The sequence below is a fragment of the Acidovorax sp. genome (assembly GCF_022763525.1).
In the GTDB taxonomy this organism is placed as follows: domain Bacteria; phylum Pseudomonadota; class Gammaproteobacteria; order Burkholderiales; family Burkholderiaceae_C; genus Acidovorax.
On the sequence record NZ_JALEGG010000116.1, the window covers coordinates 1 to 23,305 of the forward strand.

Annotated in this window: 25 protein-coding genes; 10 read left to right on the forward strand and 15 right to left on the reverse strand. The window is 67.6% G+C overall.

Annotated features, from left to right (window positions below):
- The first annotated feature begins 207 nt into the window (after positions 1-207).
- Positions 208-789: a flavin reductase family protein gene (locus MRY84_RS09235; RefSeq protein WP_291505435.1), complete on the forward strand. Its 582-nt coding sequence runs from the start codon at positions 208-210 to the stop codon at positions 787-789.
- 242 nt (positions 790-1,031) lie between these two features.
- The gene (gene rarD / locus MRY84_RS09240; RefSeq protein ID WP_291505436.1) at positions 1,032-1,931 is read left to right on the forward strand and encodes an EamA family transporter RarD; all 900 of its coding nucleotides are present in this window, start codon (positions 1,032-1,034) and stop codon (positions 1,929-1,931) included.
- Between the two features lie 62 nt (positions 1,932-1,993).
- On the opposite strand, the gene MRY84_RS23165 is transcribed toward rarD, so the two are convergent.
- The 4 genes from MRY84_RS23165 to MRY84_RS09260 form a co-directional block, all read right to left on the reverse strand.
- The gene (locus MRY84_RS23165; RefSeq protein WP_363317509.1) at positions 1,994-2,446 is read right to left on the reverse strand and encodes a VOC family protein; all 453 of its coding nucleotides are present in this window, start codon (positions 2,444-2,446) and stop codon (positions 1,994-1,996) included.
- A gap of 22 nt (positions 2,447-2,468) precedes the next feature.
- Positions 2,469-2,954, reverse strand: coding sequence for a hypothetical protein (locus MRY84_RS09250; RefSeq protein WP_291505437.1), 486 nt, complete (start codon positions 2,952-2,954; stop codon positions 2,469-2,471).
- A 123-nt stretch (positions 2,955-3,077) separates the two neighbouring features.
- The gene (locus MRY84_RS09255) at positions 3,078-4,490 is read right to left on the reverse strand and encodes a DUF2130 domain-containing protein (protein ID WP_291505438.1); all 1,413 of its coding nucleotides are present in this window, start codon (positions 4,488-4,490) and stop codon (positions 3,078-3,080) included.
- 775 nt (positions 4,491-5,265) lie between these two features.
- On the reverse strand, positions 5,266-6,024 hold the full coding sequence (locus MRY84_RS09260) for a tyrosine-protein phosphatase (protein WP_291505439.1): 759 nt from the start codon (positions 6,022-6,024) through the stop codon (positions 5,266-5,268).
- 160 nt (positions 6,025-6,184) lie between these two features.
- Here MRY84_RS09260 and MRY84_RS09265 point away from each other — a divergent pair, with 160 nt between their 5' ends.
- Positions 6,185-7,069 (forward strand): helix-turn-helix domain-containing protein, encoded by an 885-nt coding sequence (locus MRY84_RS09265; protein ID WP_291505440.1) that lies wholly within the window; start codon positions 6,185-6,187, stop codon positions 7,067-7,069.
- Here the strand turns inward: MRY84_RS09265 and MRY84_RS09270 are convergent.
- The 6 genes from MRY84_RS09270 to MRY84_RS09295 form a co-directional block, all read right to left on the reverse strand.
- Positions 7,021-7,368 carry a DUF2834 domain-containing protein gene (locus MRY84_RS09270; protein WP_291505441.1) on the reverse strand — a complete coding sequence of 116 codons (348 nt, stop codon included), beginning with the start codon at positions 7,366-7,368 and terminating at the stop codon, positions 7,021-7,023. The genes MRY84_RS09265 and MRY84_RS09270 overlap by 49 nt on opposite strands.
- Before the next feature lie 148 nt (positions 7,369-7,516).
- Positions 7,517-7,867 carry a DUF4124 domain-containing protein gene (locus MRY84_RS09275; protein WP_291505442.1) on the reverse strand — a complete coding sequence of 117 codons (351 nt, stop codon included), beginning with the start codon at positions 7,865-7,867 and terminating at the stop codon, positions 7,517-7,519.
- 67 nt (positions 7,868-7,934) lie between these two features.
- On the reverse strand, positions 7,935-8,468 hold the full coding sequence (locus MRY84_RS09280) for a YbhB/YbcL family Raf kinase inhibitor-like protein (RefSeq protein WP_291505458.1): 534 nt from the start codon (positions 8,466-8,468) through the stop codon (positions 7,935-7,937).
- 164 nt (positions 8,469-8,632) lie between these two features.
- Entirely contained in the window at positions 8,633-9,409 is a 777-nt protein-coding gene (locus MRY84_RS09285; protein ID WP_291505443.1) for a helix-turn-helix transcriptional regulator, read from the reverse strand.
- Positions 9,410-9,445: 36 nt separating this feature from the next.
- Complete coding sequence (locus MRY84_RS09290) at positions 9,446-9,664, reverse strand: hypothetical protein (protein ID WP_291505444.1); 219 nt, start codon at positions 9,662-9,664, stop codon at positions 9,446-9,448.
- Entirely contained in the window at positions 9,661-12,672 is a 3,012-nt protein-coding gene (locus tag MRY84_RS09295) for a DNA topoisomerase III (protein ID WP_291505445.1), read from the reverse strand. The genes MRY84_RS09290 and MRY84_RS09295 overlap by 4 nt, the downstream gene beginning before the upstream one ends.
- A 121-nt stretch (positions 12,673-12,793) precedes the next feature.
- On the opposite strand from MRY84_RS09295, the gene MRY84_RS09300 reads away from it, so the two are divergent.
- From MRY84_RS09300 to MRY84_RS09310, 3 genes are all read left to right on the forward strand, one after another.
- Positions 12,794-13,393, forward strand: coding sequence for an SET domain-containing protein-lysine N-methyltransferase (locus MRY84_RS09300; RefSeq protein ID WP_291505446.1), 600 nt, complete (start codon positions 12,794-12,796; stop codon positions 13,391-13,393).
- Positions 13,390-14,244 carry a biotin--[acetyl-CoA-carboxylase] ligase gene (locus MRY84_RS09305; RefSeq protein WP_291505447.1) on the forward strand — a complete coding sequence of 285 codons (855 nt, stop codon included), beginning with the start codon at positions 13,390-13,392 and terminating at the stop codon, positions 14,242-14,244. Before MRY84_RS09300 ends, MRY84_RS09305 begins: the two co-directional genes overlap by 4 nt.
- Positions 14,245-14,317: 73 nt before the next feature.
- The gene (locus MRY84_RS09310; protein ID WP_291505448.1) at positions 14,318-15,037 is read left to right on the forward strand and encodes an SPOR domain-containing protein; all 720 of its coding nucleotides are present in this window, start codon (positions 14,318-14,320) and stop codon (positions 15,035-15,037) included.
- A gap of 27 nt (positions 15,038-15,064) precedes the next feature.
- On the opposite strand, the gene MRY84_RS09315 is transcribed toward MRY84_RS09310, so the two are convergent.
- The 4 genes from MRY84_RS09315 to MRY84_RS09330 all read right to left on the reverse strand — a co-directional run bounded on the left by MRY84_RS09315 (position 15,065) and on the right by MRY84_RS09330 (position 19,557).
- Positions 15,065-16,516 (reverse strand): sensor histidine kinase, encoded by a 1,452-nt coding sequence (locus MRY84_RS09315; RefSeq protein WP_291505449.1) that lies wholly within the window; start codon positions 16,514-16,516, stop codon positions 15,065-15,067.
- A 231-nt stretch (positions 16,517-16,747) separates the two neighbouring features.
- The gene (locus MRY84_RS09320; RefSeq protein ID WP_291505450.1) at positions 16,748-17,422 is read right to left on the reverse strand and encodes a response regulator transcription factor; all 675 of its coding nucleotides are present in this window, start codon (positions 17,420-17,422) and stop codon (positions 16,748-16,750) included.
- Positions 17,423-17,548: 126 nt separating this feature from the next.
- Positions 17,549-18,484, reverse strand: coding sequence for an N-formylglutamate amidohydrolase (locus MRY84_RS09325; RefSeq protein ID WP_291505451.1), 936 nt, complete (start codon positions 18,482-18,484; stop codon positions 17,549-17,551).
- A gap of 107 nt (positions 18,485-18,591) precedes the next feature.
- Complete coding sequence (locus MRY84_RS09330; RefSeq protein WP_291505452.1) at positions 18,592-19,557, reverse strand: tripartite tricarboxylate transporter substrate binding protein BugE; 966 nt, start codon at positions 19,555-19,557, stop codon at positions 18,592-18,594.
- Positions 19,558-19,664: 107 nt separating this feature from the next.
- Here MRY84_RS09330 and MRY84_RS09335 point away from each other — a divergent pair, with 107 nt between their 5' ends.
- The 3 genes from MRY84_RS09335 (at position 19,665) to MRY84_RS09345 (ending at position 21,488) form a co-directional block, all read left to right on the forward strand.
- The gene (locus tag MRY84_RS09335; protein WP_291505453.1) at positions 19,665-20,642 is read left to right on the forward strand and encodes a LysR substrate-binding domain-containing protein; all 978 of its coding nucleotides are present in this window, start codon (positions 19,665-19,667) and stop codon (positions 20,640-20,642) included.
- Positions 20,643-20,708: 66 nt separating this feature from the next.
- Positions 20,709-20,960: a helix-turn-helix domain-containing protein gene (locus tag MRY84_RS09340; protein ID WP_291505454.1), complete on the forward strand. Its 252-nt coding sequence runs from the start codon at positions 20,709-20,711 to the stop codon at positions 20,958-20,960.
- Between the two features lie 3 nt (positions 20,961-20,963).
- Positions 20,964-21,488 carry an ATP-dependent Clp protease ATP-binding subunit gene (locus tag MRY84_RS09345; protein ID WP_291505455.1) on the forward strand — a complete coding sequence of 175 codons (525 nt, stop codon included), beginning with the start codon at positions 20,964-20,966 and terminating at the stop codon, positions 21,486-21,488.
- A gap of 64 nt (positions 21,489-21,552) precedes the next feature.
- Here the strand turns inward: MRY84_RS09345 and MRY84_RS09350 are convergent, their stop codons facing one another.
- Positions 21,553-22,080, reverse strand: a complete 528-nt coding sequence (locus MRY84_RS09350) for a MarR family winged helix-turn-helix transcriptional regulator (RefSeq protein WP_291505456.1) — start codon at positions 22,078-22,080, stop codon at positions 21,553-21,555.
- Positions 22,081-22,221: 141 nt separating this feature from the next.
- Here MRY84_RS09350 and recA point away from each other — a divergent pair, with 141 nt between their 5' ends.
- Positions 22,222-23,289, forward strand: a complete 1,068-nt coding sequence (gene recA, locus MRY84_RS09355) for a recombinase RecA (RefSeq protein WP_291505457.1) — start codon at positions 22,222-22,224, stop codon at positions 23,287-23,289.
- The last annotated feature ends 16 nt before the right edge of the window (positions 23,290-23,305 follow it).

Sequence of the window (23,305 nt, forward strand, 5' to 3'; positions counted from 1 at the left end):
CCCGAAGGGTTGGAGTGAAATCGGGCGATTGGACGCCCCGGCTGCTTGCATGGGCACGAGCCCATGCGGCGCATCCGAAGCATCCACTCATCCCGATTGCACTCCAACGCGGCCCCGAAAAGATCGTAAACACGTTCTAAGGCCCTGCGCTCGCAGTGCCCGTGCGTTTCGCGCATCATGCGCCCTCTTTTCTCTCTCTGGCTGGCCATGACGACCCCCGACCACTTCACCCCCGTCCCGCTCGACAAGGCCTATCGCCTGCTCAACCACGGCCCTACGGTGCTCGTTTCGGCCGCCCATGCGGGCCAGCGCAACGTGATGGCTGCCGCCTGGGCCTGCGCGCTGGACTTTTCGCCCCCCAAGGTGACCGTGGTGCTGGACAAGGCCACGCACACCCGCACGCTGGTGGAAGCCAGCGGCCAGTTCGCCCTGCAACTGCCCACCGTGGGCCAGGCCGCGATGACGGTGGGCGTGGGCACCGACAGCGCGAAGGCCCTGCCCGACAAGCTGCAGCGGCATGGCGTGGCGCTGTTGGAGGCACCCGGCCACCCGCACATCCCTCTGGTGCAAGGCTGCGCCGCCTGGCTGCTGTGCCGCGTGGTGCCCGAGCCGCACAACCAGCAGGCGTACGACCTCTTCATCGGCGAGGTGGTGGCCGCCTGGGCCGACGAGCGCGTGTTCCGCAATGGCCACTGGGAGTTCGACTCTGCACCGGATGCGCTGCGCACGCTGCACTATGTGGCGGGCGGGCAGTTTTATGCGACAGGGGCGTCGGTGAAGGTGGGGTGAAAGGCTGGTGGCAAGGATGCCCAGCGGGCCTCCCTCGGGGACGATCTACCCCATACATACCAAGCAAAAACAGCCTCCAGCGCTTTCCCAGCAAGCGCAATAAGCTATTAAAAATATAGCAATTGATGCAAGGCAGCTCTCACCATCCCATGTGATACCGTCTTGCGCTCGCCTGCCGGCATCCCCGCGCGCCGGTCTGTCCCGCCCAACCTCTCCGTTTTCTTTTGTCTTCCCAACCACCCATGTCCAGCGGCATTCTCTACGGCCTGTCGGCCTATCTCCTGTGGGGGTTGTTCCCCCTGTTCTTCAAGCAGTTGCAGGCCGCGTCGGCGCTGGAGGTGGTGCTGCACCGTATGGTGTGGTCGCTGGTGTTCGTGTTCATCGTGCTGGCCGCCTTGCGCCGCTTTGCCTGGCTGGGCGAGGTGCGGCGCAGCCCCGCGCTGCTGGGCAAGTTCGTGGTCTCGGCCTTGCTGCTGGCAGGCAACTGGCTCACCTACATCTGGGCGGTGAACAACGGCCACGTGCTGGACGCGAGCCTGGGCTACTTCATCCTGCCGCTCATCAACGTGGCGCTGGGCTTTGTCTTTCTGCACGAACGCCCGCGCAAGGCCCAGTGGCTGGCCTTTGCACTGGCCGCCGGCGGCGTGCTGTGGATGGCGGTGCAGTCCGGCCACGTGCCCTGGCTGGCGTTGCTGATTGCGCTGACCTTCGGCTTCTACGGCCTGATGCGCAAGGTGGCCGTGCTGGGCGCACTGGAAGGCATGTCGCTGGAGACGCTGCTGCTGGCCCCCTTCGCCCTGGCGGCTCTGCTGTGGGGCCACCACAGCGGCCAGCTGCCCGCGCACGATGCGCATACCTGGCTCTTCTTTGTGCTCAGCGGTCCTGTTACGGCCATCCCGCTGCTGCTGTTTGCGGCGGGCGCGCGGCGCGTGCCGCTGTCCACCATGGGGTTCCTGCAGTACATCACGCCGTCCATCCTGGCGCTGATGGGGGTGTTCCTCTACGGCGAGACCTTCGCTGGGCCCCGCGCCGTGGGCTTTGCGCTGATCTGGACGGCGCTGGCTCTGTACACGGCCGAAGGGCTGTGGGCCGGCCGGCGGGCTGCGGCGGCGGCCAGGCTGGTGGCGCAAGGGGCGCGCTGATCCCGCGCTGTCTGCTGATCCGGGCCGTGGATGCGGCTCAGGGCTGAGCGGATTCCAACACGCTAACGCGCATGGGAGCGCCAAGTCTGCAATGCAGCGCGCTTACCCTCGTGCATACCGCGCCAGCCGCTGCGCCAATGTCCCTGTGTGCAGCTCGAACAGGTGGTTGTCGAAATCGTAGAAATACAGCGACAACCCTTCACCCTCCACCCGGGGCCGGGGGGGGGCACTTCGGCTCCGAGGGCGCGTAAACGGGCCTCGCACGCAGGCAGATCCGCCTCGCCCACCGCAAACGCCGCATGCCGGTAAGAGCGCTGCGTGGGCTCCCCTTCCATGAAGGCCAGCCACACTCCGCCCAGCAGCAGGAACTTCTCGCGTGAGAGGGAGAAGTTGCGGCCCTGGCTGTCGTACACCTCCTGGGCGCCCAGGGCCTCGCAGAACAGACGGGCGGTGCGCTCCACATCGCGCACGACAAAGGTCAGGTGGCTGAGGCCGAGGACGGGCTGGGTGGACATGTTGCTGGCAGGTGCGCTGTGTTTAAAGCCCCCCGGACGACTGTGACTGCAGCTCCCGGATGCGCAGGCCCGACGTCGTGCGGGCCAGCACCATCGAGTCCTCGCTCACAATGGTCAGGCTGGGCATGGGCCCGGCCTGCACCGAGGTGCGCTGGGTGTACTGCACGCGCGCAGTGGTCCATGGAAAGCCGCCGCGCGTGATGCGCACATCGTCAAACTCCGTGTGCGTGCGGGCCTGCAGCACCGTCAGCGCCGCGGCGGACTGCTTGAGGTAGCCGCACATCTCTTCCTTGCCGCCCTCCACTTCCCACCGCCCGCGCAGGCCCTTGGCCGTCAGCTCCACCTTCACGTCATCGGCATAGTCATCGCACGCCACGCTGTCGCCCTGCATGCTGTGCACCGCGTGCTGCGTGAGCCAGCCCATCACCTTCGGCTCGGAAAATGTATAGCGGCCGTGCGCATAAAAGCCGCCCAGCAGCACCAGGGCAAGAAGAACGAGTCGGATCATGATGAAGGCGGGCGCGCAGGCGCCGCGTGAAGAGGAGAGAAAAGGAAGCCGCGCATCCTACCTGCAGGGTGTGGCTGCCACGCTACGGGCGGGGCGCGTGGCTGTAGTGGGACGGGCGCAGCGCTATGACTCGTTGTCCAAAATCCCCACTTGCCTGAGTTCTGCAAATTTGGCCGCCATCGTCGGGTTGCCGCGGGTCAGCTTCTTGATCGTGAGGTCTTCGGCCTTGTCGTTGGCCAGGCGCAAATTGTTGGCCGACTTGTGCAGCGCTTCCTTTGTCTTCTCCAGGTCCTTGATGGCCTCGTCAATGCGCTTGACGGCCTCCTCGAACCCGTCGGACGCCAAGCGCCAGTTGCGCCCGAACGCACCCTTGAACTCCTCCAGCTGCGATTCGAACTTGGTGATGTCCAGGTTCTGCGCCTTCACCAGCGCCAGTTCCGACTTGTATTGCAGCGACTTCATCGACGCGTTCCGCAGCAGCGTGATGATGGGGATGAAAAATTGCGGCCGCACCACGTACATCTTGGGGTAGCGGTAGAACATGTCCACGATGCCCGTGTTGTACAGCTCGCTCTCGGGCTCCAGCAGCGACACCAGCACCGCGTATTCGCAGCCCTTCTCATTGCGGTCCTTGTCCAGCTCTTTCAAGAAGTCTTCGTTGCGTTTTTTGGTGGCGGTTTCGTCGTTCTCGTTCTTCATCTCGAACATGATCGAGACGATCTCATTGCCCGCCTCGTCCAGGTCGCGAAAGATGTAGTCGCCCTTGCTGCCACTGCGCGCATCGTTGTCCTTCTCGAAATACGCGCGTGGGAACGCCGTGGCGCGGATGCGGTTGAACTCTGTCTCGCAGTGCTGCTCCAGCGTCTCGCCCACCATCTTGGTCGACAGGCGCGCCTTCATGTCCCTGAGGCGCGCAATCTCGCCATCACGGTCGCGCAATTGCAGGGCGTACTGCTCCTTGATGGCGGCCTCTTCCAGCTGCTTTTTCACCACCACCAGGTTCAGATTGTTTTGGAGTTCGTCGCGCTCCCGGGCCACCACCGTCACCGCCTCGGTCACCGCCAGCCTGCGCGCCACCTCGCCCGCCTCCAGTTGCGATTTCAGCTGCTGAATCTCGGCATCCTTCCGGGCGGCTACGCCCTGCAGCTCCTGCGCCAGTCGCGCCTCTGCCAACTGGGCCGCGGTGAGCTGCGCCTGCCGCGCGCGCTCCAGTTCATTCGCCAGCGCATCGCGCTGCTTCTCCACCGCGCTCAGGGCATGTGCTACCGCGAGGTCGCGCTCCACCGCGCCCGCATCCAGCTGCGCCTTCAGCGCTTGAATCTGCGCGTCCTTGGCGGCCGCCGCCTTCTGCAGCTCATTGGCCACCTGGGCTTGCGCCAGCGCCACGGCATTGCGCTTGTCCTGCTCGGCCAGCTCCAGCCGCTCGTGCAACTGCGCGGCGAAATCCGCGTCGCGCACCTGCTTGAGGATGTCGGCGTACCCGGCTTCGTCCACCTTGAACGCCTTGTTGCAGTGGGGGCAGATGATGTCGTGCATGGCGGTCACCGTGTCTATGGGTCGTGTTTGGTTGGGGGGAGCATAGCGGGCGCATGGCAAGGTGCGGGACGCGCGCACTCGCTCGGACCGCAAAGGCATCCTGCTCAGCCTTCCCTGTAGCGCCCGCGACGCGGCGAAACGCGCGTCTGGATGGTCCGTACGTTGATCGATAAAGGGGCCGCGGCCCGCTTGCGGCAACATTCGGACTGGCCGCGATGGCGTTGTGACGCGGCAGCGCTGCCGCTCTACTGGCCCCGGTGTATCCATGCGCGGGCGTGCTGCCCACGCTTTTGAAGCTGAGCTGTTTTGAGTGGGCGCTTAAAGCACCTCAGCATTCGCTCAACAGGCCCCGGCAGGTGCACGCCGTTCTTCCCATCGGCCTGCACTTGCCGGGGCCTCACGGGGGCACAGTTGCAGCTGCGCCCCTGAGCAGGTCGTCGTTGCCTTCGACCCGTGTTGGGGCTGATCAGCGGGCGCCGGGGTGTGCAGCCACCCCGGTGGCCTCTGCTGTCAGCCTCTCCTCCCTGTTCCCGATCTTGTGTGCATTTGTTACGTGACTGTAGGGGGTGAGAGGGCACGCCGCAACCTGCCAAAGTTGGTAGGTTGCGCGGGTGTTGTGGGGTTGGTCTGGCGTGCGCAAAAGGGACCCAATAGGGTCCTGGCGCTTTGACAGATTACGCGAATAGCTATATTTTTAATAGCAAGAAGGACCGTGTCGATGCAAACCCGCACACGGGGTTCCGCACGCCTCTTTCGGGTTTTTGAGGCGGATGGGCTACACCGCCGCCTGCAGATACCGCCCCGCCAGTTCTTTTTGCGCGGCGGCATCCACTCCCAGCACTTCTACCAGATACGTCTGCAGGCCACCAAAGTCGTTGTCCACCATGTGCAGCGCGGCGTCCAGAAACTCCTCCTGCACCCGCCACAGCACGGCCAGCACCTCCTCGGGCGCGTGGCTGGCCATGCCCTCGGGGCGGCGGTAGAGGGTGTTGGTGAGCAGGTAGTCGTGCATCACCACATCGCGCGGCACGCCCAGGGCCAGCAGGATGAGGGCGGCGGCGAAGCCAGTGCGGTCCTTGCCGGCAGTGCAGTGGAAGACGGTGGGCGTGTCGTGGGTCAGCAGCAGGCGGAAGAGTTCGGCAAAGCGCGGGGCGTTGTCGTGCACGAAGCCGCGGTAGGTGTCCTGCATCAGCGCCACGGCGTCTTGCGCGGTGAGCTGGCGGCCGGTGCGTTGCAGCTCCAGGGCGCGCTGCACCACGGTGGGTTCAATGTGCAGCGGGTGGTAGGCGATGCCGGGCAGCGCGTAGGCGTAGGCGGCGCTCTCGGCCTGGCCGCGAAAGTCGATGGCCCGGGCCACGCCCAGTTGCGCCAGCAGGGCCTGGTCCTGCGCGGTCAGGCCCGCCAGGTGGTCCGATCGGAAGATGCGGCGCCACTTCACTGGCCGCCCGCCGTGACCGGTGTAGCCGCCCAGGTCGCGGAAGTTGGTGGCGCCTGCGAGGGGGAGGGACCGGGTGGGGGCTGGCTGGGGCTGCATGGGATGGGGTGCGTGGTGTGTGCGCAGGTGGGGCGGAAGACGCTGGGAGCCCAAGCATAGTCGGGCGGTGCGGCTCCCGCGTGTCACGCGCGCGGCGGCTGCGCGAGCCTGCAGGTCGGCGCGGCCCACCTTGCGTTGCGCCGATGTGCAGAATCCGGGCATGCAGCGTCTGGTGCCCGTGCCCCCCGATTTGGCCTCCTGGCTGGAGGCCGCCGTGGTGGTGGATGCTCCGCAAGCGCTGGCGCAGTCGCATTTTCCGGCCATGGTGTCGAGCATGCTGGTCGTGCGGCTGGCGGGCCATGTGGCGTGCCGGGGCACGGCGGTGCCGCCATCGGCGTGGATCAGCGCCAGCACCACGGCCACGGTGTATGCGCACAGCGGGCCGGTGCGCGCCGTGGGACTGGTGCTGCGGCCCGTGGCGGCGGGGGCGCTGTGGGCGGGGGCGCGCGGACTGGTGAACACGTGGCGGTCGGTGGCGGAACTGGCGGGACCTGGGTGGGCAGAGGTAGAGAACGCCGTGCGGGCTGCGGCGGACGATGGCGCCCGGCTTGCGGTGCTGTGCCAGTTCATCCGCCAGCGGGTTGCGCCGCCTTCGCCCTGCGAGGCGTGGCGGCAGCAGGCGCTGGCCTTGCTGCGGGCGGGGAACGCCAGTGCTGGTTCAGGTGCCGGTGATGTTGCCGGCCAGCGCATAGGCTTGAGCACGCGTCAGCTGGAGCGGCGTTTTGCAACGCACTGGGGCATGTCGCCCAAGCAGTTCCAGGTGATCGCGCGGCTGAACGGCGCGTTGGGGCAAGCCGTGGCCATGGAGCCTGGGCCGGGCGGCCAGGGGGCCGCGTTGGCGGTGGACCAAGGCTACTACGACCAGTCGCACCTGGCGCGCGATGTGCGCAGGCTGGCGGGCCAGCCGTTGCAGGCCCTGGTCCAGGGCGCGCGCACACCGTTCACTGCGCACTGGCCGTTGCAGATCGGTGCGCAGGCACAGCACGCCCAACCGGCTCAGCCGCGGGAGCCAGGGCCAGTGCAGGGCGCCTCTCGCAACCGCTGAGCCAGATACAGCGGCAGGGCAAACGCCAGCCCCAGGCCAAAACAGGCGGCAATGTAAGCCCACCGCCAAGCGCCCAGGCTGCGGTCCGCTGCCACCCACGCCGAGAACGCGATGGCGGCCAGGTACACGTCGAGCGTGATGCCGGTGGTGAGCGCATTGGCAAAGGCGTCGTGCCAGAAGATGCCGGGCATCACGCTGCCGCCGGCCAAAAAGTACGCCACGTTGAAGTACCAGGGGACGGCCAGGCCCAGGAGGGCCAGTGCCATCAATGTGGCGCGCAGGTATTTGGAGTCTTGCATCGGTGTTGGTGGCCGGCCGCCCGGGCGAAACGGACGGGTGCGGCAGTGGTGGATGGGTGCAACGATTGAATCCGCGCACCCGCCCTGCAGGCTAGGAAAAAAGCGACATATCACCCGCCGTGCGCGTCCGCTGCCCGCCTCGACCCATTCACGGCGCGCGGGGCAGCGAGGTCACGGCGCCATCCACCGGCAGCTCCTGACTGCCCTTGGGGCAGGGCTGGTCGGTGTAGGTGGTGCGGCCGTCCTTCACGCACTTGCGCGGCTGCGGGGCGATCGGTTCGGAGGCGCCACCGTTCGCGGCGCGGGCGGGCGCGGCGGATGGCTGCTTGCCGGGCGGCAAGGTCTCCGGGCCGGGGCGGGTGATCTTCTTCCAGGCCTGCTCGGTCCACGGCCCAACGTGGGGCAGCCACTGGTCGGCCGTCCACCATGCGGCGGCTGCGGCGGCCAGCAGCACGGCTGCCAGGATGGACCAGAAGGTGCGTTCGCGGGCGCTGCGCATGGTGTGGGCCTGTGTTGGGGGGGACCCCAAGCTTAAAACATCGTTGCGCCCCTCCGAGCACGTGGTGTCACGGCTGTTTGCCCTTGGTGACCGGGCGCCCGTAGCGCGCCGTGAGGGTGGCCTTGCCCAGGCTGTTGGCGTTGATCATGTACCCGGCCAGCGCCGCCGTAGCGTCGGGTGGCAGGTCCAGGCGCGGCACCTTGAGCGCGTGCACGGTGAAGATGTAGCGGTGCGGCGCATCGCCCTCGGGCGGGCAGGTGCCGCCCCAGGCGGCCACGCCGTAGTCGATGCGCACATGGCGGGCGCCCGCGGGCAGCTTGGCATCGCCGGCCCCCGCGTCGGGCCGCAGTTCGGTGATGCTGGCGGGCAGGTTGACCACCACCCAGTGCCACCAGCCCGAGCCTGTGGGCGCGTCCGGGTCGTAGGCGGTGATTGCGTAGCTTTGGGTGCCCGCCGGTGCGCCGCTCCAGCGCAGCGCGGGCGACTGGTTGTCGCCCGCGCAGCCAAAGCCCTTGAATTCAAAGCGCTGGGGCAGCGTGCTGCCCTCGGCAAAGTCGGGGCTGGTGAGGGTGAAGGTCTGGGCTTGGGCTGCCAGGGCCATCAGGCCGAGGGCGGCGGCGGCCAGCGTGCGGGCAGCGCGCGAAAAGGGGGCAGTGTGTGGCATCCAAAAAACTCCTTGCAAACGGTGTGACGACAAGGGCTTCATAGTGCGCCGCGCTGCCGTTCCGCGCTGGCCCGGGGGTGTCAAAGGCTGTGCGCTGCGCGTCAAGGCCGCAGGTGCGATGGCGCAAAGCCAAAGCGGTCGCGGAACGCCGCGCTGAAGCGGCTGTGCGATTCATACCCGCAGCGCGCGGCGATCTCGGACACCTGCAGCGTGGAGCTTTGCAGCAGCATGAGGCCCGTTTCCAGCCGCACATCGCGCAGGCACTGGCTCACGCTTTCGCCTTCTTGGGCCAGGCGGCGCTGCAGGGTGCTGGGGCTGGTGGCGAAAGCCGCGGCGATGCGCTCCACCGTCCAGTCGGCCTGGGGGCTGGGGCCGACGAGGCGGCGCACGCGTTCGGCCCAGCCCAGCTCGCCCGGGGGGGCCAAGACGATGCCCGCCTCGGCCAGCATCAGCAGCACTTCGAGCGCGCGGTGCTCGCGCAGGGCCTGGGAGCTGTCGTCGCTCTCCAGTGCGGCCACGGCGCGCATGTAGCTGTCCTCAAAGGCGGCATCCGCCGCGAGGCCTGCGCAGCCCTGCACTGGCGCGAGGGCGGCGAACTGGCCGAACTGGCGGTGGAACTGCGCCACCAGCTCGGGGGCAAAGCACAAGAGCCGCGCCACGTAACGGCCTTGCGGCGCCGGGTCGTTGACCACTTCCCATTGCGCGCCGCGCGGCAGCACAAACACCCGCCCGCTGGGGTAGCGGTGCCCGCCGCCGGGCGTGACCAAATGCTTGGTGCCCGACACCACCCAGCCCACCGAATCCATGCGCACCGTGACGGTGTGGATGCGGTGGTGGACCGTGGTGGCGATCTGCAGGGACAGTGCGGGCTCGCCCATCACATCCCCCGTGGCTTTGCGGCGCTCGCCATGGCCTCAGCGGTTGCGCTCCCGCGTCACGTTCACGTCGATGTCGCCGAACACGGTCACGCCGCTGGCGCCCTGCCGGGGCTGCTGGGCGGCGGGGTCGCTGGAGCGCGCCGCGCCCGGCGTGCTGCTGCAGCCAGACAGCGCGCCAGCAACCGCCACCGCTACCAGCACGGCGCGCCACCCGCTGCGGGCAGGCGGCGTGCAGGACGGCGTGCGCGGCCTCATTCGTCGCCTCCCAGGTGGCCGCCCAGCAGGCCGGCCAACTCGAACATGCCCGCGCTGTCCTTGCCGAATACGGCACGCAGCTTGTCGTCGGCAACGATGGTGCGCTTGTCCTTGGGGTCCTGCAGGTTGTGGGCCTTGATGTACTCCCAGAGCTTTTTCACTGCCTCGGGGCGTGCCACGGGGTCGGTGCCGATCACGGCCGCCAGCGCGGGGCTGGGGGCCTTGCCGGCAGCGGCCTTGCGCGGTGCCTTGGCGGCGGGGGTTTTGGTGGCCGCCTTCTTGGCGGGGGCTTTTTTGGCTGCAGCGCTTGCCCTGCCTGCGCTGGCAGCTCCTGTTTTTGCAGGAGCGCCCGCAGCGGGTCTGCGCGGGGGGAACTTGCTGGGCGCAAATTCAAAGTTCACCTTGCCCGCCTCCTTGTCCCACGCCAGGTGGGCCTTGAAGTTGCGGCGCGTGCGCATGCTCACAAATTTGTCGAGCAGGTCGGTCTTGCCGGTTTCCAGCAGTTTTTGCATCTGCTCGCGTTCCACGGGCTGCTGCAGGATGACCTTGCCGCTCTTGAAGGTGCAGCTGGGCGTGGGCTGGGCGGCCGTGGGTACGGCCTTGCTGCACACGTAGTTGCTGCCGTGCTCGTGCACCTCTGAGCCACAGATGGGGCAAGGGCCAAGCGAGGCGTCTTCAAACTCGACGATCTCACCCGACTCTTCGCCCTTCTTGTCGTCGCCAAAGTCGAATTCAAGCTTGTAGTTGTGCGCCTCGTCGTCGTACTTGATGACGATCTCGGAGGTGAAGGGCCACCCCGCCTTGGAGCGGAAGCCTTCCAGCGGGCCGATCTTTTTGTCGCGCAGCAGCTGCTCGGCCTCGGCTGTTTCAAACGTGCGGCCGGCGGGCGACTTGCCGAAGCTGAAGCCGCAGGCGTCCGCGCTCGTGCCGGACTTGCCAGTGCAGGCGTAGCGGCGGTAGTTCTCCTTGACGATGCCGCCGCAGTTGGGGCAGGGCGTCTGCAGCGTGGCGTAGTCGCCGGGGATGGTGTCGCGGTCGTATTCCTTGGCCTTCTTCACCATGCGCTCGGTCATGGCGGCGATCTGCTGCATGAAGGCTTCGCGGCTGAGCTGGCCCTTTTCCATCTGGGCGAGCTTGTATTCCCACTCACCCGTGAGTTCGGCGCGGCAGAGTTCCTCCACCTCCAGGCCACGCAGCAGCGTCATGAGCTGGAAGGCCTTGGCCGTGGGGATGATCTCGCGGCCTTCGCGCAGCATGTACTTTTCGGTCAGCAGGCCTTCGATGATGGCCGCGCGCGTGGCTGGCGTGCCCAGGCCTTTTTCCTGCATGGCCTCGCGCAGCTCGTCGTCGTCGATCTGCTTGCCCGCGCTTTCCATGGCGCCCAGCAGCGTGGCTTCGGAGTAGCGGGCGGGCGGCTTGGTCTTGAGGCCCTTGGGATCGACCTGCAGGGTGTTGACCATTTCGCCGGGTTTGACGGGCACCAGGTTCTGGCCCTTGTCGCCGTCCTTGCCGCCCTCCACTTCGTCGGCCGCTTCCTTGCCATAGATGGCCAGCCAGCCCGGCTTGACCAGCACCTTGCCTTCGGTCTTGAAGCTGTGCACGGATGTTGCCCCCACGCTCCCCACTTCGTGTGGTTCGCTGCCCCCCGAGGGGGCCGCGCCTTGCTTGGGGCGGCCCGGCGCGGCGGCGACGGTGCTGATGCGGGTGGTGACGGTGTATTCCGCGCTGGGGAAGAACACGGCCATGAAGCGGCGCACCACCAGGTCGTACAGCTTTTGCTCGGCCTCGCTCAGGCCGCTGGGCGCCTGCAGGGTGGGGATGATGGCAAAGTGATCACTCACCTTGCTGTTGTCAAAGATGCGCTTGGACGGGCGGATGTAGTTGTTGTTCAGCGCGGTGAGCGCGTGCGGCGCCAGATGGCGCATGCCGCTGTCAGCCAGCATCTCGAAAGTCTGCTTGGCCACGGGCAGGTAGTCCTCGGGCAGCGCGCGCGAGTCGGTACGGGGGTAGGTCAGGGCCTTGTGGCGTTCGTACAGGCTTTGCGCCAGCGCCAGCGTGGTCTTGGCGCTGAAGCCGAACTTGCCATTGGCCTCGCGCTGCAGGCTGGTCAGGTCGAACAGCAGGGGCGACGCCTGGGTGGTGGGCTTGCTTTCCTCGGTGACGGTGGCCTGCTTGCCGCGCACGGCGTTGGCAATGGCCTGTGCTTCGGCGGCAGACCAGACGCGGTCGGCCTTGGCCTCCGGGTCCTCACCCTTCTTCCACTTGGGGTCGAACCACTTGGCGGGGTATTCGCCGGCCTGGGCGCCGAAGGTGGCGTGGATCTCCCAGTAGTCGCGGCTGATGAACTTGCGGATCTTTTCTTCACGCTCCACCACCAGCGACAGCGTGGGCGTCTGCACCCGGCCTACGGTGGTGAGGAAGAACCCGCCGTCGCGCGAGTTGAACGCCGTCATGGCGCGCGTGCCGTTGATGCCAACCAGCCAGTCGGCCTCGGAGCGGCTGCGCGCCGCGCTGGCCAGGCCCGCCATCTGTTGCTCGCTGCGCAGACTCTCGAAGCCTTCGCGGATCGCCTGGGGCGTCATGGACTGCAGCCACAGGCGCTTGACGGGCTTGCCCAGGGGTTTGCTGCCGCCCGCATACTGCTCGATCAGGCGAAAGATCAGCTCACCCTCGCGGCCCGCGTCACAGGCGTTGATGAGTTCGGTCACGTCCTTGCGCTTGGCCTGCTTGACCACCGCGTTCAGGCGGCTCTTGGTCTTGTCCACGGGCTTGAGGTCAAAGTACGGCGGGATCACGGGCAGGTGGGCAAAGCTCCACTTGCCGCGCTTCACGTCGAACTGCTCGGGGGCCTGGATCTCCACCAGGTGGCCCACGGCGCTGGTGACTACGTAGCGGTCGTTCTCGAAGTGGTCTTCATGCTTGTCGAACTTGCCGGCCACGGGGGTCAGCGCGCGCACGATGTCTTGCGCGACGGAAGGTTTCTCTGCAATTACCAGGGTCTTGGTCATTTGTTGGGTTTCTCGCCAGTCTGGCTCATCCGGCATCGGGCCGGGCGCTTCTACAATTCGTTGCCTCACGCGTGCACGCGCACGCGCATGTGTGCATATTCAAGTTAACAGAGTTTTTGCCATGCCCCGATCCGCATCGCCTGCCGCCCCTCCGCCTGCTTCGGGCCGCCGCATCCAGACCCGGCGTTCGGGCGTGCACGGCAAAGGCGTTTTTGCCGTGCAGGATATTGCAGAGGGCGAAGTCCTTGTCGAATACACGGGCGAAGTGATTGGCTGGCAGGAAGCGCAGGACCGGCACCCGCACGATCCCCTGCAGCCCAACCACACGTTCTACTTTCACGTGGATGAAGACCACGTGATCGACGCAAAGTTCGGCGGCAACTCCTCGCGCTGGATCAACCACAGCTGCGATCCCAACTGCTACGCCGACGAGCGGGACGGGCGCATTTTCATCACTGCGCTGCGCAACATCCAGGCCGGCGAAGAGCTCAACTACGACTACGGCCTGATCATCGAAGAGCGCTACACCAAGAAGCTCAAGGCTGAATACCCTTGCTGGTGCGGAGCCGCCAACTGCCGCGGCACCCTGCTCGCGCCCAAGCGCGGCTGGGCACCCCCTGTGCCGCTGCCGCCTGCCAAGCCGTCTTCTGGCAAAGCCGCCAAACCTGCCCAGGCTCCCAAGAATCCACCACAGGCCAAGCCGCGGAGCCGCCGCCCGTGAACACTGCCCCCATCCGCTGGCCCGCCGAGGCGATCTGGGAAGCCGTGTCACTGTTGTTACCGGGCTTTACCGTCGAGGTGCTGCCCACCATCGATTCCACCAACTCCGAACTCATGCGCCGTGCGCGCGCCGGCCGTTGCGAGCCCACGCTGCTGGTGGCCGAACAGCAGACCGCCGGGCGCGGGCGGCTGGGGCGGGCGTGGCAGAGCGATGTGGGGGCTTCCCTGATGTTGTCTTTGGGGCTGCCGCTGGCGCCCCAGGATTGGTCCGGCCTGTCGCTCGCTGTGGGGGTGAGCGTCGCCGAAAGCCTTCAGCCCGCCCTGCCGCCGCCGGGCGCTGTCCAGCCCGCGCGTGTGGGCCTCAAGTGGCCCAACGACCTGTGGCTGGGCGGCGCGGCGGGGGACCGCAAGCTCGGCGGCATCCTGGTGGAGACAGCGAGTTTTGTGGCGCCCCAGGCTTCGGCCCCTGCGGCTGCAACGGCCAGCGCCAGCAGCGCGCGCTATGTGGTGGTGGGCATCGGCATCAACGTGCTGCCGCGCAGCGCCGAAGGCATGAGCATGCCGCCGGGCAGTCTGCAGGAGGTGGAGCCGGGGCTGGACGCTCCCGCGGCCCTGCTACGCATCGTGCCCCCGCTCGTGGCCATGCTGCAATCGTTCGAGGCCTATGGTTTTGGCCCCATGCAGCCTCGGTTTGCGGCACGCGACGTGCTGCAGGGCCGGGCGGTCACGTTGAGCGATGGCCAGAGCGGGACCGCCCATGGGGTGGGCGAGGACGGCGCGCTGCTGGTGCACACACCCGGTGGCATGCAGGCCGTCACCAGTTCGGAAATCAGCGTGCGGCCCGCGGCATGACCATGCGCCTGCGAGATCGTGAACAGGCTCTTGGCATCCAGCTTCCTCTGGAGCCCTCGGCAGAAAGGACACCATGCTGCGACTAGCCCTGATCGCGCTGCTGCTGGCCAACGCAGGCTATTACGCCTGGTCGCAAGGCCTGCTCAAGGATTGGGGATTCGCCCCCCAGGAGCAGGCCGAGCCCCAGCGGATGAACCAGCAGATCAAGCCGGAGACGCTGCAGATCCTGCGGGTGAACCCTGGCAAAACGTCTTCCTCCCCTTCTCCTTCTTCGCCCGCTTCGGGTGCGGCCGCCCCGGTGGCCGATGCCGCATCTTCCGCCGCACCCACCCCCACCCCTGGTGATTCCGCCGAGTGCCTGCAGGCCGGCGTGTTCGATGAACGCCAGGCCGAGGCCCTGCGCAGCGCCGCCGCCGCCCTGCCCGCCGGCAGCTGGGTGCTCGACCCCACTCCGGTGCCCGGGCGCTGGATGGTTTACATGGGCCGCTTCGAAGACCTGGAAGCGCTGGACAAGAAACGCGCCGAACTGCGGGCCCGCAAGGTCGATCACGACCGCGCGGGCGGCACGCTGGAATATGGACTTTCGCTGGGCCGCTTTTCCTCCAGCGAGGCGGCCGAGCGTGAACTGGCCAACCTGGCCGGCCGCGGCGTGCGCACGGCCCGCGTGGTGCAGGAGCGCCCCGATGCCCCGGGCTTCACCCTGCGCCTGCCGGCGGTGACCGACGCGCTGCGCCCGCAGCTCGATGCCCTGCGGCCCGCCATGGCGGGCAAGGCGCTGCGGGCCTGCGGCTGATGCCCCTGGGAGATCGTGAACAGGCTCTCAGACGACCGGGATTTCGTCTCGCGCAGCAAAGCGCACGGTAAATAGTGCCCCGGGCGGCTGGTGCCCGGGGTGGGCATCTTCCAGCGTGACCTCGGCCCCGTGCTTGCGCGCAATCTCCAGCACGATGGGCAGGCCCAGGCCCGAGCCGTCGGCCTCGCTGCCCAGCGCCCGGTAGAAGGGCTGGAACACCAGCTCACGCTCGGCCTCGGGCACCCCAGGGCCCGAGTCTTCGACTTGCAGCAGCAGCACGTGGCCGAAGGTGTCGGCCAGCACCCGGGCGGTGACCACGCCCGGTCTGGCCGGTGTGGACGGCGTGTAGTTGATGGCGTTGTCGAGCAGGTTGCGCACCAGCTCCTTGAGCAGCGTGGGGTTGCCGTCCAGCAACACGCCGGGTGAGCCGGGCTCGGCGCCGTCGTAGCCCAGGTCGATGTGCTTGTCGAGCGCGCGGGGCACCGAGTCGCGCACCACCTCGATCACGATCCGCGCCAGATCGCACGGCTGGCGCGCAATGCCCACGCCGCTGCCTTCGGCACGCGCCAGCGCCAGCAGCTGGTTGACGGTGTGCGTGGCGCGGATGCTGGAGCGCCCGATCTGCTGCAGCGAGCGCTTGAGCTCCTCCGTGCTGGTGCCCTCGCGCTGGGCCAGGTCGGCCTGCATGCGCAGGCCCGCCAGCGGCGTCTTGAGCTGGTGCGCGGCGTCGGCCAGGAAGCGCTTTTGCGTGGCCAGCGATTCGTTCAGGCGCGTGAGCAGGTCGTTCACCGACGAGACCAGCGGCGCCACTTCGAGCGGCACGGTGCGGTCGTCCAGCGGCGAGAGGTCGTCGGGGTTGCGCGCACGGATGCGCTGCTCCAGCTGGTTCAGCGGCTGGATGCCCCGCGCCAGCGCCAGCCACACCAGCAGCACCGCCAGCGGCAGGATGACGAACTGCGGCAGCATCACGCCCTTGATGATTTCGGTGGCCAGCACACTGCGCTTTTCGCGGGTTTCTGCCACCTGCACCAGCGCCACGGGCGTGCCCGGCAGCGGCAGGCGCACCCAGATGTAGGCGACGCGGATTTCGATGCCGCGCATTTCGCCGTCGCGCAAACGCACCTCGCCTGGCGTGGGCACTTCATCGGCGGGAGGTTCGGGCAGCTCGCGTTCGCCGGAGAGGAACTCGTTGCCCGGCCCCAGGACCTGGTAGTACACGATGTCGGAATCGTCCGCGCGCAGGATTTCGCTGGCGGGCTGCGGCAGGTTGAACTGCACCTTGTTGCCCGCCACGCTCACCAGCTGGGCCAGGGCATGGGCGTTGTACTCCAGCGCCCGGTCAAACGGCTTGTTGGCCAGGCCCTGCGCCACGAGCCACGTCAGCGCCAGGCTGACGGGCCACAGCAGCAGGAGCGGCGTGAGCATCCAGTCGAGGATCTCGCCGAAAAGGGAGCGCTGCTCTCGCTGGAAGATTTTCAAGGCGCTCGCCGTGGTGGTTTTGAATGAAATTGGCCTCTGGCGCTTATCTATAAAGCGCTGAAGGCTAGCATTTTTGTAGCATTCGGCTTGAAGGCATTGCCCACCGCTACGGTTGTCACGGACACGGCCCGGGCCATTGCACCCACGGAACTGGCTTTGCCAGGCCACCGGGTGCCTCTTCCTCCCGAAGGAGAGGGGGCGGGCGCGAAGCGACGCAGGGGGTGCTTCATGTCATCCAGGGATTTTTTCGAGGCAGTACCCCAGTCCTCGCACCGTGGCGATGCGGATCGGCCCGCCCTCGATCTTCTTGCGCAGGCGGTGGATGTAGACCTCGATGGCGTTGTTGCTCACTTCCTCGCCCCACTCGCACAGGCGCTCCACCAGCTGCTCCTTGCTGACCAGGCGGCCCGCGCGCTGCAGCAGCACCTCCAGCAGCCCCAGCTCGCGCGCCGACAGCTCGATCATCTTGCCGTCGATGGTGGCCACGCGGCCGGCCTGGTCGTACACCAGCGGGCCATGCTTGATGGAGCTGCTGGTGCCGCCCATGCCCCGGCGCGTGAGGGCGCGCACGCGGGCTTCAAGCTCTTGCAGCGAAAACGGCTTGGCCATGTAGTCGTCGGCGCCGTAGTCCAGGCCCTTGACGCGCTCTTCCACGCTGTCGGCCGCGGTGAGGATCAGCACCGGCAGCGTGGCGCCGCGGCCGCGCAGGCGCTTGAGCACTTCCAGCCCGTGCATCTTGGGCAGACCCAGGTCCAGGATGAGCAGGTCGAACTCGTTGTTGGTCATCAGGGCCGCGTCGGCCTCGGTGCCGCTGGCCACGTGGTCCACCACGGCGCCGGAGGCCCGCAGCGTGCGCAGCAGTCCGTCGGCCAGCACCTGGTCGTCTTCGGCGATGAGAATGCGCATGGGGTGTCTCCTGGTGGGGGCTGCGGTCTGGCGCCGCGCCTGCCAGCAATTTTAGGCGGGCTGCGGCCCGGCGCAGGGGGCCCGGCACCGCCACGGCGGGCCCACCTCATCCGCCCTTGATCCACCTCAGCGCGGGTCGGTGCTCAGCAGCCGCTGCACCAGCGCCTTCAAGTCAGTCTGCAGGCGCGCCATGCCCGCCGGGTCCTGCTCCAGCGTCTGCTCGTCCATGTAGAGCTTGCGGTTGATCTCGACCTGGATGCTGTGGCGGTGCTGCGCGGGGTTGCCATAGCGGCGCACCAGCTCCACGCCCTTGTACGGGTGGTTGTATTCCACGCTGTAGCCACAGGCGCGCAGGTGGTCGCAGATGAGGGCGGACAGCGCCGGGTCGGCCGTCGTGCCATCGCGGTCGCCCACGACGAAGTCGGCATGCACGAGCCCCGGGAATTCTGTGGCGAAGCGGCCGGCCACGGCGGGCATGGAGTGGCAGTTGAGGTGGATGCTGTAGCCGTGGCGTGCATGGGCGGCATCGATGGCCTGCGCCACGGCGGCGTGGTAGGGGCGCCAGCAGCGGTCAATGCGCCCGCGCACTTCCTGAACCGTGAGCTGGCGGTGGTAGATGGGCTCGCCTTCGTCGGTGAATTTCCAGATCAGGCCTTTGCCCAGGCGCACCTTGCTGAGCACTTTGGGGTCGGTGGAGATGGGGCCGGTCCAAGCGCCGTCGAGCATGGAGGTGTCGAGCTCCGTGGTGTCGCGGTTCGCATCCAGGTAGATGCGCGGAAAGTGGGCTTCGATCCAGGCTGCGCCCATCGCGGGGGCAAAGGCATAGATCTTCTCGACGTGCGTGTCTTCGGCCCGGCGCAGCGTGGGCAGGTCGCAGGCGGAGCCAAAGTCGGCCGGGTATTGCGTGCCGCTGTGGGGCGAATCCAGCACCAGCGGGGTGGTGCCGGGCCGGGCCGTCACCGTCGGGGTGTCGGGGGCGTGGGTGGGCTGTCCGGGCAGGCCGGCGGCGCCCGGTTGGGATTGCTGGAATCGGTGGTGGATCAGTTTCAAGGCTGAATGCATAGGCAGAGTGTGCGCAAGGGAAGGCGGCGTGCCCGGCCAGACCGGGCTGCCGCTGGGGTTATTGGGGGCGCAGGCGGCGCATGGCGGGGCCCTGCGCCCGGGTGGGTTCAGTCGAGCACCACCTTGGCATAGGCCGCCACACCCTTCATCTTGTCGATCTCGTGGGCGATCTGGGCGGTGAACTCCTTGGAGGTCGTGCCCGACGGGTACAGGCCCTGCCCCGCCAAGCGCTCGCGCACCGCGACCTCTTTCAGCGCCTGGGCCACGGCCTGCTGGACACGTTCCACGGCCGCAGCGGGCGTCGCCGCCGGGGCCACCAGGCCGAACCACGAAGGCTCGTTGGCCTGTTTGTAGCCCAACGCCGCATAGGTGGGGACATCGGGCAGGACTTCCAGCCGTACAGGCCACGACACGGCCAGCGCCTTGAGCTTGCCGGCCTTGATGTGCGGCAGCGAAGACGCGACCTGGTCAAAGTACACGCCCACCTGGCCGGCCAGCACGTCGTTGATGGCCGGGCCTGCGCCGCGATAGGCGATGTGGACCATGGAGGTGCCCGAAGCACGCTTGAACAGCTCGCCCCACATGTGGCCGATGGTGCCGTTGCCGGGCGTGGCGTAGGACACCTTGCCGGGGTTGGCCTTGAGGTATTTCACCAGCTCGGCCAGGTCCTTGACGGGCAGCACCGCCGGGTTCACCACGATGACGCCTGGCGCCCGCACGATCTCGGTCACGCCCACGAAGTCCTTGATGGGGTCGTAGGGCAGCTTGCTGTAGACGGCAGGATTCACGCCGTGGGTGGACAGCGTGGCCACGCCCAGCGTGAGGCCATCCGCCGGGGCACGGGCCACTTCGGCCATGCCGATCGAGCCGCCAGCGCCGCCCCGGTTTTCCAGCACCACGGGCTGCTTCAGGATGCGGGCCAGCGGCTCTTGCAGGCTGCGGGCCGTGATGTCGGTGGCACCGCCGGGCGGAAAGGGCACGATGATGCGCAGCGGCTTGCCCTCTTGGGCAGAGATCATTCCAGATGCGAAAGTTGTTGCAGCCAATACCGCAAGCGCGTGACGACGTTGCATGGGGTTTCTCCGTTGAAATGAGCCTTGAGCGTACGCCGCGGCGCCGCCCCCGCCAAACAAAAGATCGGCCTGATAACATTCCATGATGGAATGATTGGAGGTCGTCAATGTCCAGCTTGCGCCGCCTTGCACCCCCGCTGCATCTCTTGCGCGCGTTCTCCACCGTGGCCCGTTTCGACAGCGTTTCGCGCGCAGCCGAGGCGCTTCACCTGACGCAAAGCGCCGTGAGCAAGCAGGTCAAGGAGCTGGAGGGCTGGGTGGGGACGCCGCTGTTCGAGCGCAGTCGCAAGCGCCTGGCTCTCACGCCAGCGGGGGCGCGGTATGAAAAGGCCGTCCGCGCCGTGCTGGCCCAGCTGGAGGCCGCCACCCTGGAGCTGATCACCAGCGACGACGGCGGCGGCGCCCTGCACCTGTCCAGCCTGCCCACGTTCGCGGCCAAGTGGCTCATCCCGCGCCTGCCGCAGTTTCAGCAGCAGCACCCGCAGGTCACGCTGCACTTCGTGCCCTACGTGCACAGCTACGACTTTGAGCGGCCCGAGCTGGACTGCTCGATCCTGTTCGGCGAAGGCCATTGGCCCGGCGCGCATGCGCACTACATCACGGGCAACGAAGTGGCCTTGATCGCCCCCCGTACGCGCGTGGCCGACTGGGCCATCCACACACCGGCCGACGTGGCCCGCCACGCGCTGATGCGCCACGTGACCGTGCCCGAGGCCTGGCTGCGCTGGAGCGAGACGCACGGCGTCCTCGGCCTCATCGATCCGCTCGCGGGGCCGCAGTTCGACCAGTTCCAGACCATGATCCGCGCGGTGATGGCGGGCATGGGCCTGGCGCTGGTGCCGCGCTGTTTGGTGCAGGACGAGATCACCGCCGGGCTGGTGCGCGAGCCCTTGGCCCATGCGCTGTTGCGCGGTGGCTACCTGAGCGACAAGGGCTACTGGTTCTGCTTCCCGGAGGGCCGCACACCGCTGCACGCGCTGCAGTGTTTTCGGCAATGGCTGCTGGCCTGCGCAGCGCCTGCGGATGCACACCCGATGGCCGCTGCAGCGCCAGGCATGGCCGCGGACGCGTTGCCCGGATCTTGAGGCGGAATGCTCAGAAAATCATCAACATCGGTTGACGGAGCGATAAACGTCAACTAGAGTTGACGCATGTCATCCCCGCCCTCGCCCCCGCTTCCTTCGCACGACGACCCCGAGGCCGCGCTGGCTGCCGTCGTGGCCCTGCGCCTGATGGCCGACCGGCTGGAAGCCGCCGCGGTGACCTCTGCCCTGGAGCAGGGGTGGTCGTGGACACAGATCGCCCAGGCGCTGGGCGTGAGCAAGCAGGCGGCGCACAAGCGGCTGTCGGGCCTCTCGGGGCTGGCTGGCCGTCCTCCATCCTCTTCAGCCCAGGAGCCGTGACCCATGTTCCAACGCATCCGTGACCACTTCCAGAGCCTGAGCACGCTAAAGCAGCTGTGCACCGGCGCCGAAAATCACGCCCGAGCCCAAGGCCACAGCGCCCCAGGCGCCGAGCACTTCCTGCTGGCCGCGCTGGACCTGCCCGACGGCTCCGCGCGTCGCGCCTTCGAGCGACTGGGCCAGGATCCGGGCGCCGTACCGGCGGCCATCGAGCAGCAGTACCGCGATGCCCTGCAGGGCCTGGGGCTCGAGAATGCGCTGCCCGCCGCGGCTCCCGCGACGGCAGAGCCGCCCCGCCTCTACCGGGCCCAGCCCTCGGGCGAAGCGCTGATGCAGGCACTGGCCCGGTCGCGCAAGGCCCAGGCCGGCCCGCTGCGCGGCGCCCACATCGTGGCCCTGGTGGCCGACATGCCGCAGGGCGTGGCGGCGCGTACGCTCAAGGCCTTGGGCCTCGATGCCGCGCGACTGGCGACCGCAGCGCGTGCCGAGGCCCTGGCAGCGGGCAGCGGCGCCCTTGAGAGATCGTGAACAGGATCTTGGCCCGGGGTGCCGGGGCGGGTGGGCCTTGGCAGGGCCGAGCCGCGCGCTCTGCCTATCCGCCGCCGTGGCGGTGGGTGCCCAGCCATTGCGCGTCGCCGCCTGCATAGGCCTCCAGCCCGATGGCCACCACGGTTGCCACCTCGTTGCCCACCTCGGCGCGGAATTCGGCCTCGGCCTGGGCCACGGCGTCGTGGAAGGCCTGCAGCCAGGCCAGCCCTGTGGGCGTGAAGCACACACGGCGGGCACGGGCATCCAGCGGGTCGGCCTCGCGGGTAACCAGACCCCAGGCCTCGCACTGGTCCACCAGGTTGCCCATGGCCTGCTTGGTCATTCCGGCGCGCTCGGCCAGGTCGGTCAGCCGGTCGCCCGTGAGCGCCAGGTGGCGTGTGATGTGCACGTGGGCGGCCGTCACTTGGTCGCGGGCGGCCAGATTGGACAGTGCCAGCGGCACCTCCACGTTGTGTGCCATGAGTTGCAGCACCCGCGCGTCAAAGCGCCGCATGGCGTGACCCAGCAGACGGCCCAGATGGGTCTGGCGCCAGCCGTCGCTGGCGCGCGAAGTGGGGGAGTTTTCGGCCATGGCAGATTGTCAGGCAAACTGACCAAATACCGCTTGGTTTTGGCGAAACAGGTCGCATAAACTACTGTTCAAGCATCCAGCCTGTGGTTAACCGCAGAAGGATGTAGTCATCCAACCTGTTGTTTTTCCTAGGAGTTTCTCATGGACGTCGCAGTCAAAGGCACCAACCCCGCGAACACCGAAAAAGCCAAGGCGCTGGCCGCTGCGCTCGCCCAGATCGAGAAGCAGTTCGGCAAGGGCACGATCATGCGCCTGGGCGAAGGCGAGGCCATCGAGGACATCCAGGTGGTCTCCACCGGCTCCCTCGGCCTGGACATCGCTCTGGGCGTGGGCGGCCTGCCACGCGGCCGGGTGGTCGAAATCTACGGGCCGGAATCGTCGGGCAAGACCACGCTCACGCTGCAGGTGATTGCCGAGATGCAAAAGCAGGGTGGCACCTGCGCTTTCGTCGATGCGGAGCACGCCCTGGACATCCAGTACGCGCAAAAGCTCGGTGTGCACGTGCCCGACCTGCTCATCAGCCAGCCCGACACCGGCGAACAGGCCCTCGAAATCGTGGACAGCCTAGTGCGCTCGGGCGCCGTGGACCTGATCGTCGTCGACTCGGTCGCCGCGCTCACGCCCAAGGCCGAAATCGAAGGCGAAATGGGTGACGCCCTGCCCGGCCTGCAGGCCCGCCTGATGAGCCAGGCGCTGCGCAAGCTCACGGCCACGATCAAAAAGACCAACTGCATGGTCATTTTCATCAACCAGATCCGCATGAAGATCGGCGTGATGTTCGGCAGCCCCGAAACCACCACCGGCGGCAACGCGCTCAAGTTCTACGCCTCGGTGCGCCTCGATATCCGCCGCACCGGCACCATCAAGAAGGGCGACGAAGCGATCGGCAACGAAACCAAGGTCAAGGTGGTCAAGAACAAGGTGAGCCCGCCCTTCAAGACGGCCGAGTTCGACATCCTGTTCGGCGAGGGCATCAGCCGCGAGGGGGAGATCATCGACATGGGCGTGAACGCCAAGATCGTGGAAAAGAGCGGCGCCTGGTACGCCTACAACGGCGAAAAGATCGGCCAGGGCCGCGACAACGCGCGCGAATTCCTGCGCGAAAACCCCGACCTCGCCCGGGAGATTGAAAACAAAGTGCGCGAGCAGCTGGGCATCGCCCTGCTGCCAGCGGCGCTGGCGCAAGCCGGCGCTGCTGATGAGGCGTAAGCCGAGTAGCACTGCA

What these genes read in the sequence shown, in the direction of transcription:
- MRY84_RS09295 (WP_291505445.1), bottom strand. Translation starts at nt 12,672, where the DNA reads ATGACCAAGACCCTGGTAATTGCAGAGAAACCTTCCGTCGCGCAAGAC.
- MRY84_RS09345 (WP_291505455.1), top strand. Translation starts at nt 20,964, where the DNA reads ATGTTCCAACGCATCCGTGACCACTTCCAGAGCCTGAGCACGCTAAAG.
- MRY84_RS09265 (WP_291505440.1), top strand. Translation starts at nt 6,185, where the DNA reads ATGCAGCGTCTGGTGCCCGTGCCCCCCGATTTGGCCTCCTGGCTGGAG.
- MRY84_RS09255 (WP_291505438.1), bottom strand. Translation starts at nt 4,490, where the DNA reads ATGCACGACATCATCTGCCCCCACTGCAACAAGGCGTTCAAGGTGGAC.
- MRY84_RS09330 (WP_291505452.1), bottom strand. Translation starts at nt 19,557, where the DNA reads ATGCAACGTCGTCACGCGCTTGCGGTATTGGCTGCAACAACTTTCGCA.
- MRY84_RS09275 (WP_291505442.1), bottom strand. Translation starts at nt 7,867, where the DNA reads ATGCGCAGCGCCCGCGAACGCACCTTCTGGTCCATCCTGGCAGCCGTG.
- MRY84_RS09300 (WP_291505446.1), top strand. Translation starts at nt 12,794, where the DNA reads ATGCCCCGATCCGCATCGCCTGCCGCCCCTCCGCCTGCTTCGGGCCGC.
- MRY84_RS09320 (WP_291505450.1), bottom strand. Translation starts at nt 17,422, where the DNA reads ATGCGCATTCTCATCGCCGAAGACGACCAGGTGCTGGCCGACGGACTG.
- MRY84_RS09310 (WP_291505448.1), top strand. Translation starts at nt 14,318, where the DNA reads ATGCTGCGACTAGCCCTGATCGCGCTGCTGCTGGCCAACGCAGGCTAT.
- MRY84_RS09350 (WP_291505456.1), bottom strand. Translation starts at nt 22,080, where the DNA reads ATGGCCGAAAACTCCCCCACTTCGCGCGCCAGCGACGGCTGGCGCCAG.
- MRY84_RS09235 (WP_291505435.1), top strand. Translation starts at nt 208, where the DNA reads ATGACGACCCCCGACCACTTCACCCCCGTCCCGCTCGACAAGGCCTAT.
- MRY84_RS09340 (WP_291505454.1), top strand. Translation starts at nt 20,709, where the DNA reads ATGTCATCCCCGCCCTCGCCCCCGCTTCCTTCGCACGACGACCCCGAG.
- rarD (WP_291505436.1), top strand. Translation starts at nt 1,032, where the DNA reads ATGTCCAGCGGCATTCTCTACGGCCTGTCGGCCTATCTCCTGTGGGGG.
- MRY84_RS09335 (WP_291505453.1), top strand. Translation starts at nt 19,665, where the DNA reads ATGTCCAGCTTGCGCCGCCTTGCACCCCCGCTGCATCTCTTGCGCGCG.
- MRY84_RS09270 (WP_291505441.1), bottom strand. Translation starts at nt 7,368, where the DNA reads ATGCAAGACTCCAAATACCTGCGCGCCACATTGATGGCACTGGCCCTC.
- recA (WP_291505457.1), top strand. Translation starts at nt 22,222, where the DNA reads ATGGACGTCGCAGTCAAAGGCACCAACCCCGCGAACACCGAAAAAGCC.
- MRY84_RS09290 (WP_291505444.1), bottom strand. Translation starts at nt 9,664, where the DNA reads ATGAGGCCGCGCACGCCGTCCTGCACGCCGCCTGCCCGCAGCGGGTGG.
- MRY84_RS23165 (WP_363317509.1), bottom strand. Translation starts at nt 2,446, where the DNA reads ATGTCCACCCAGCCCGTCCTCGGCCTCAGCCACCTGACCTTTGTCGTG.
- MRY84_RS09250 (WP_291505437.1), bottom strand. Translation starts at nt 2,954, where the DNA reads ATGATCCGACTCGTTCTTCTTGCCCTGGTGCTGCTGGGCGGCTTTTAT.
- MRY84_RS09260 (WP_291505439.1), bottom strand. Translation starts at nt 6,024, where the DNA reads ATGCAGCCCCAGCCAGCCCCCACCCGGTCCCTCCCCCTCGCAGGCGCC.
- MRY84_RS09285 (WP_291505443.1), bottom strand. Translation starts at nt 9,409, where the DNA reads ATGGGCGAGCCCGCACTGTCCCTGCAGATCGCCACCACGGTCCACCAC.
- MRY84_RS09280 (WP_291505458.1), bottom strand. Translation starts at nt 8,468, where the DNA reads ATGGCCCTGGCAGCCCAAGCCCAGACCTTCACCCTCACCAGCCCCGAC.
- MRY84_RS09325 (WP_291505451.1), bottom strand. Translation starts at nt 18,484, where the DNA reads ATGCATTCAGCCTTGAAACTGATCCACCACCGATTCCAGCAATCCCAA.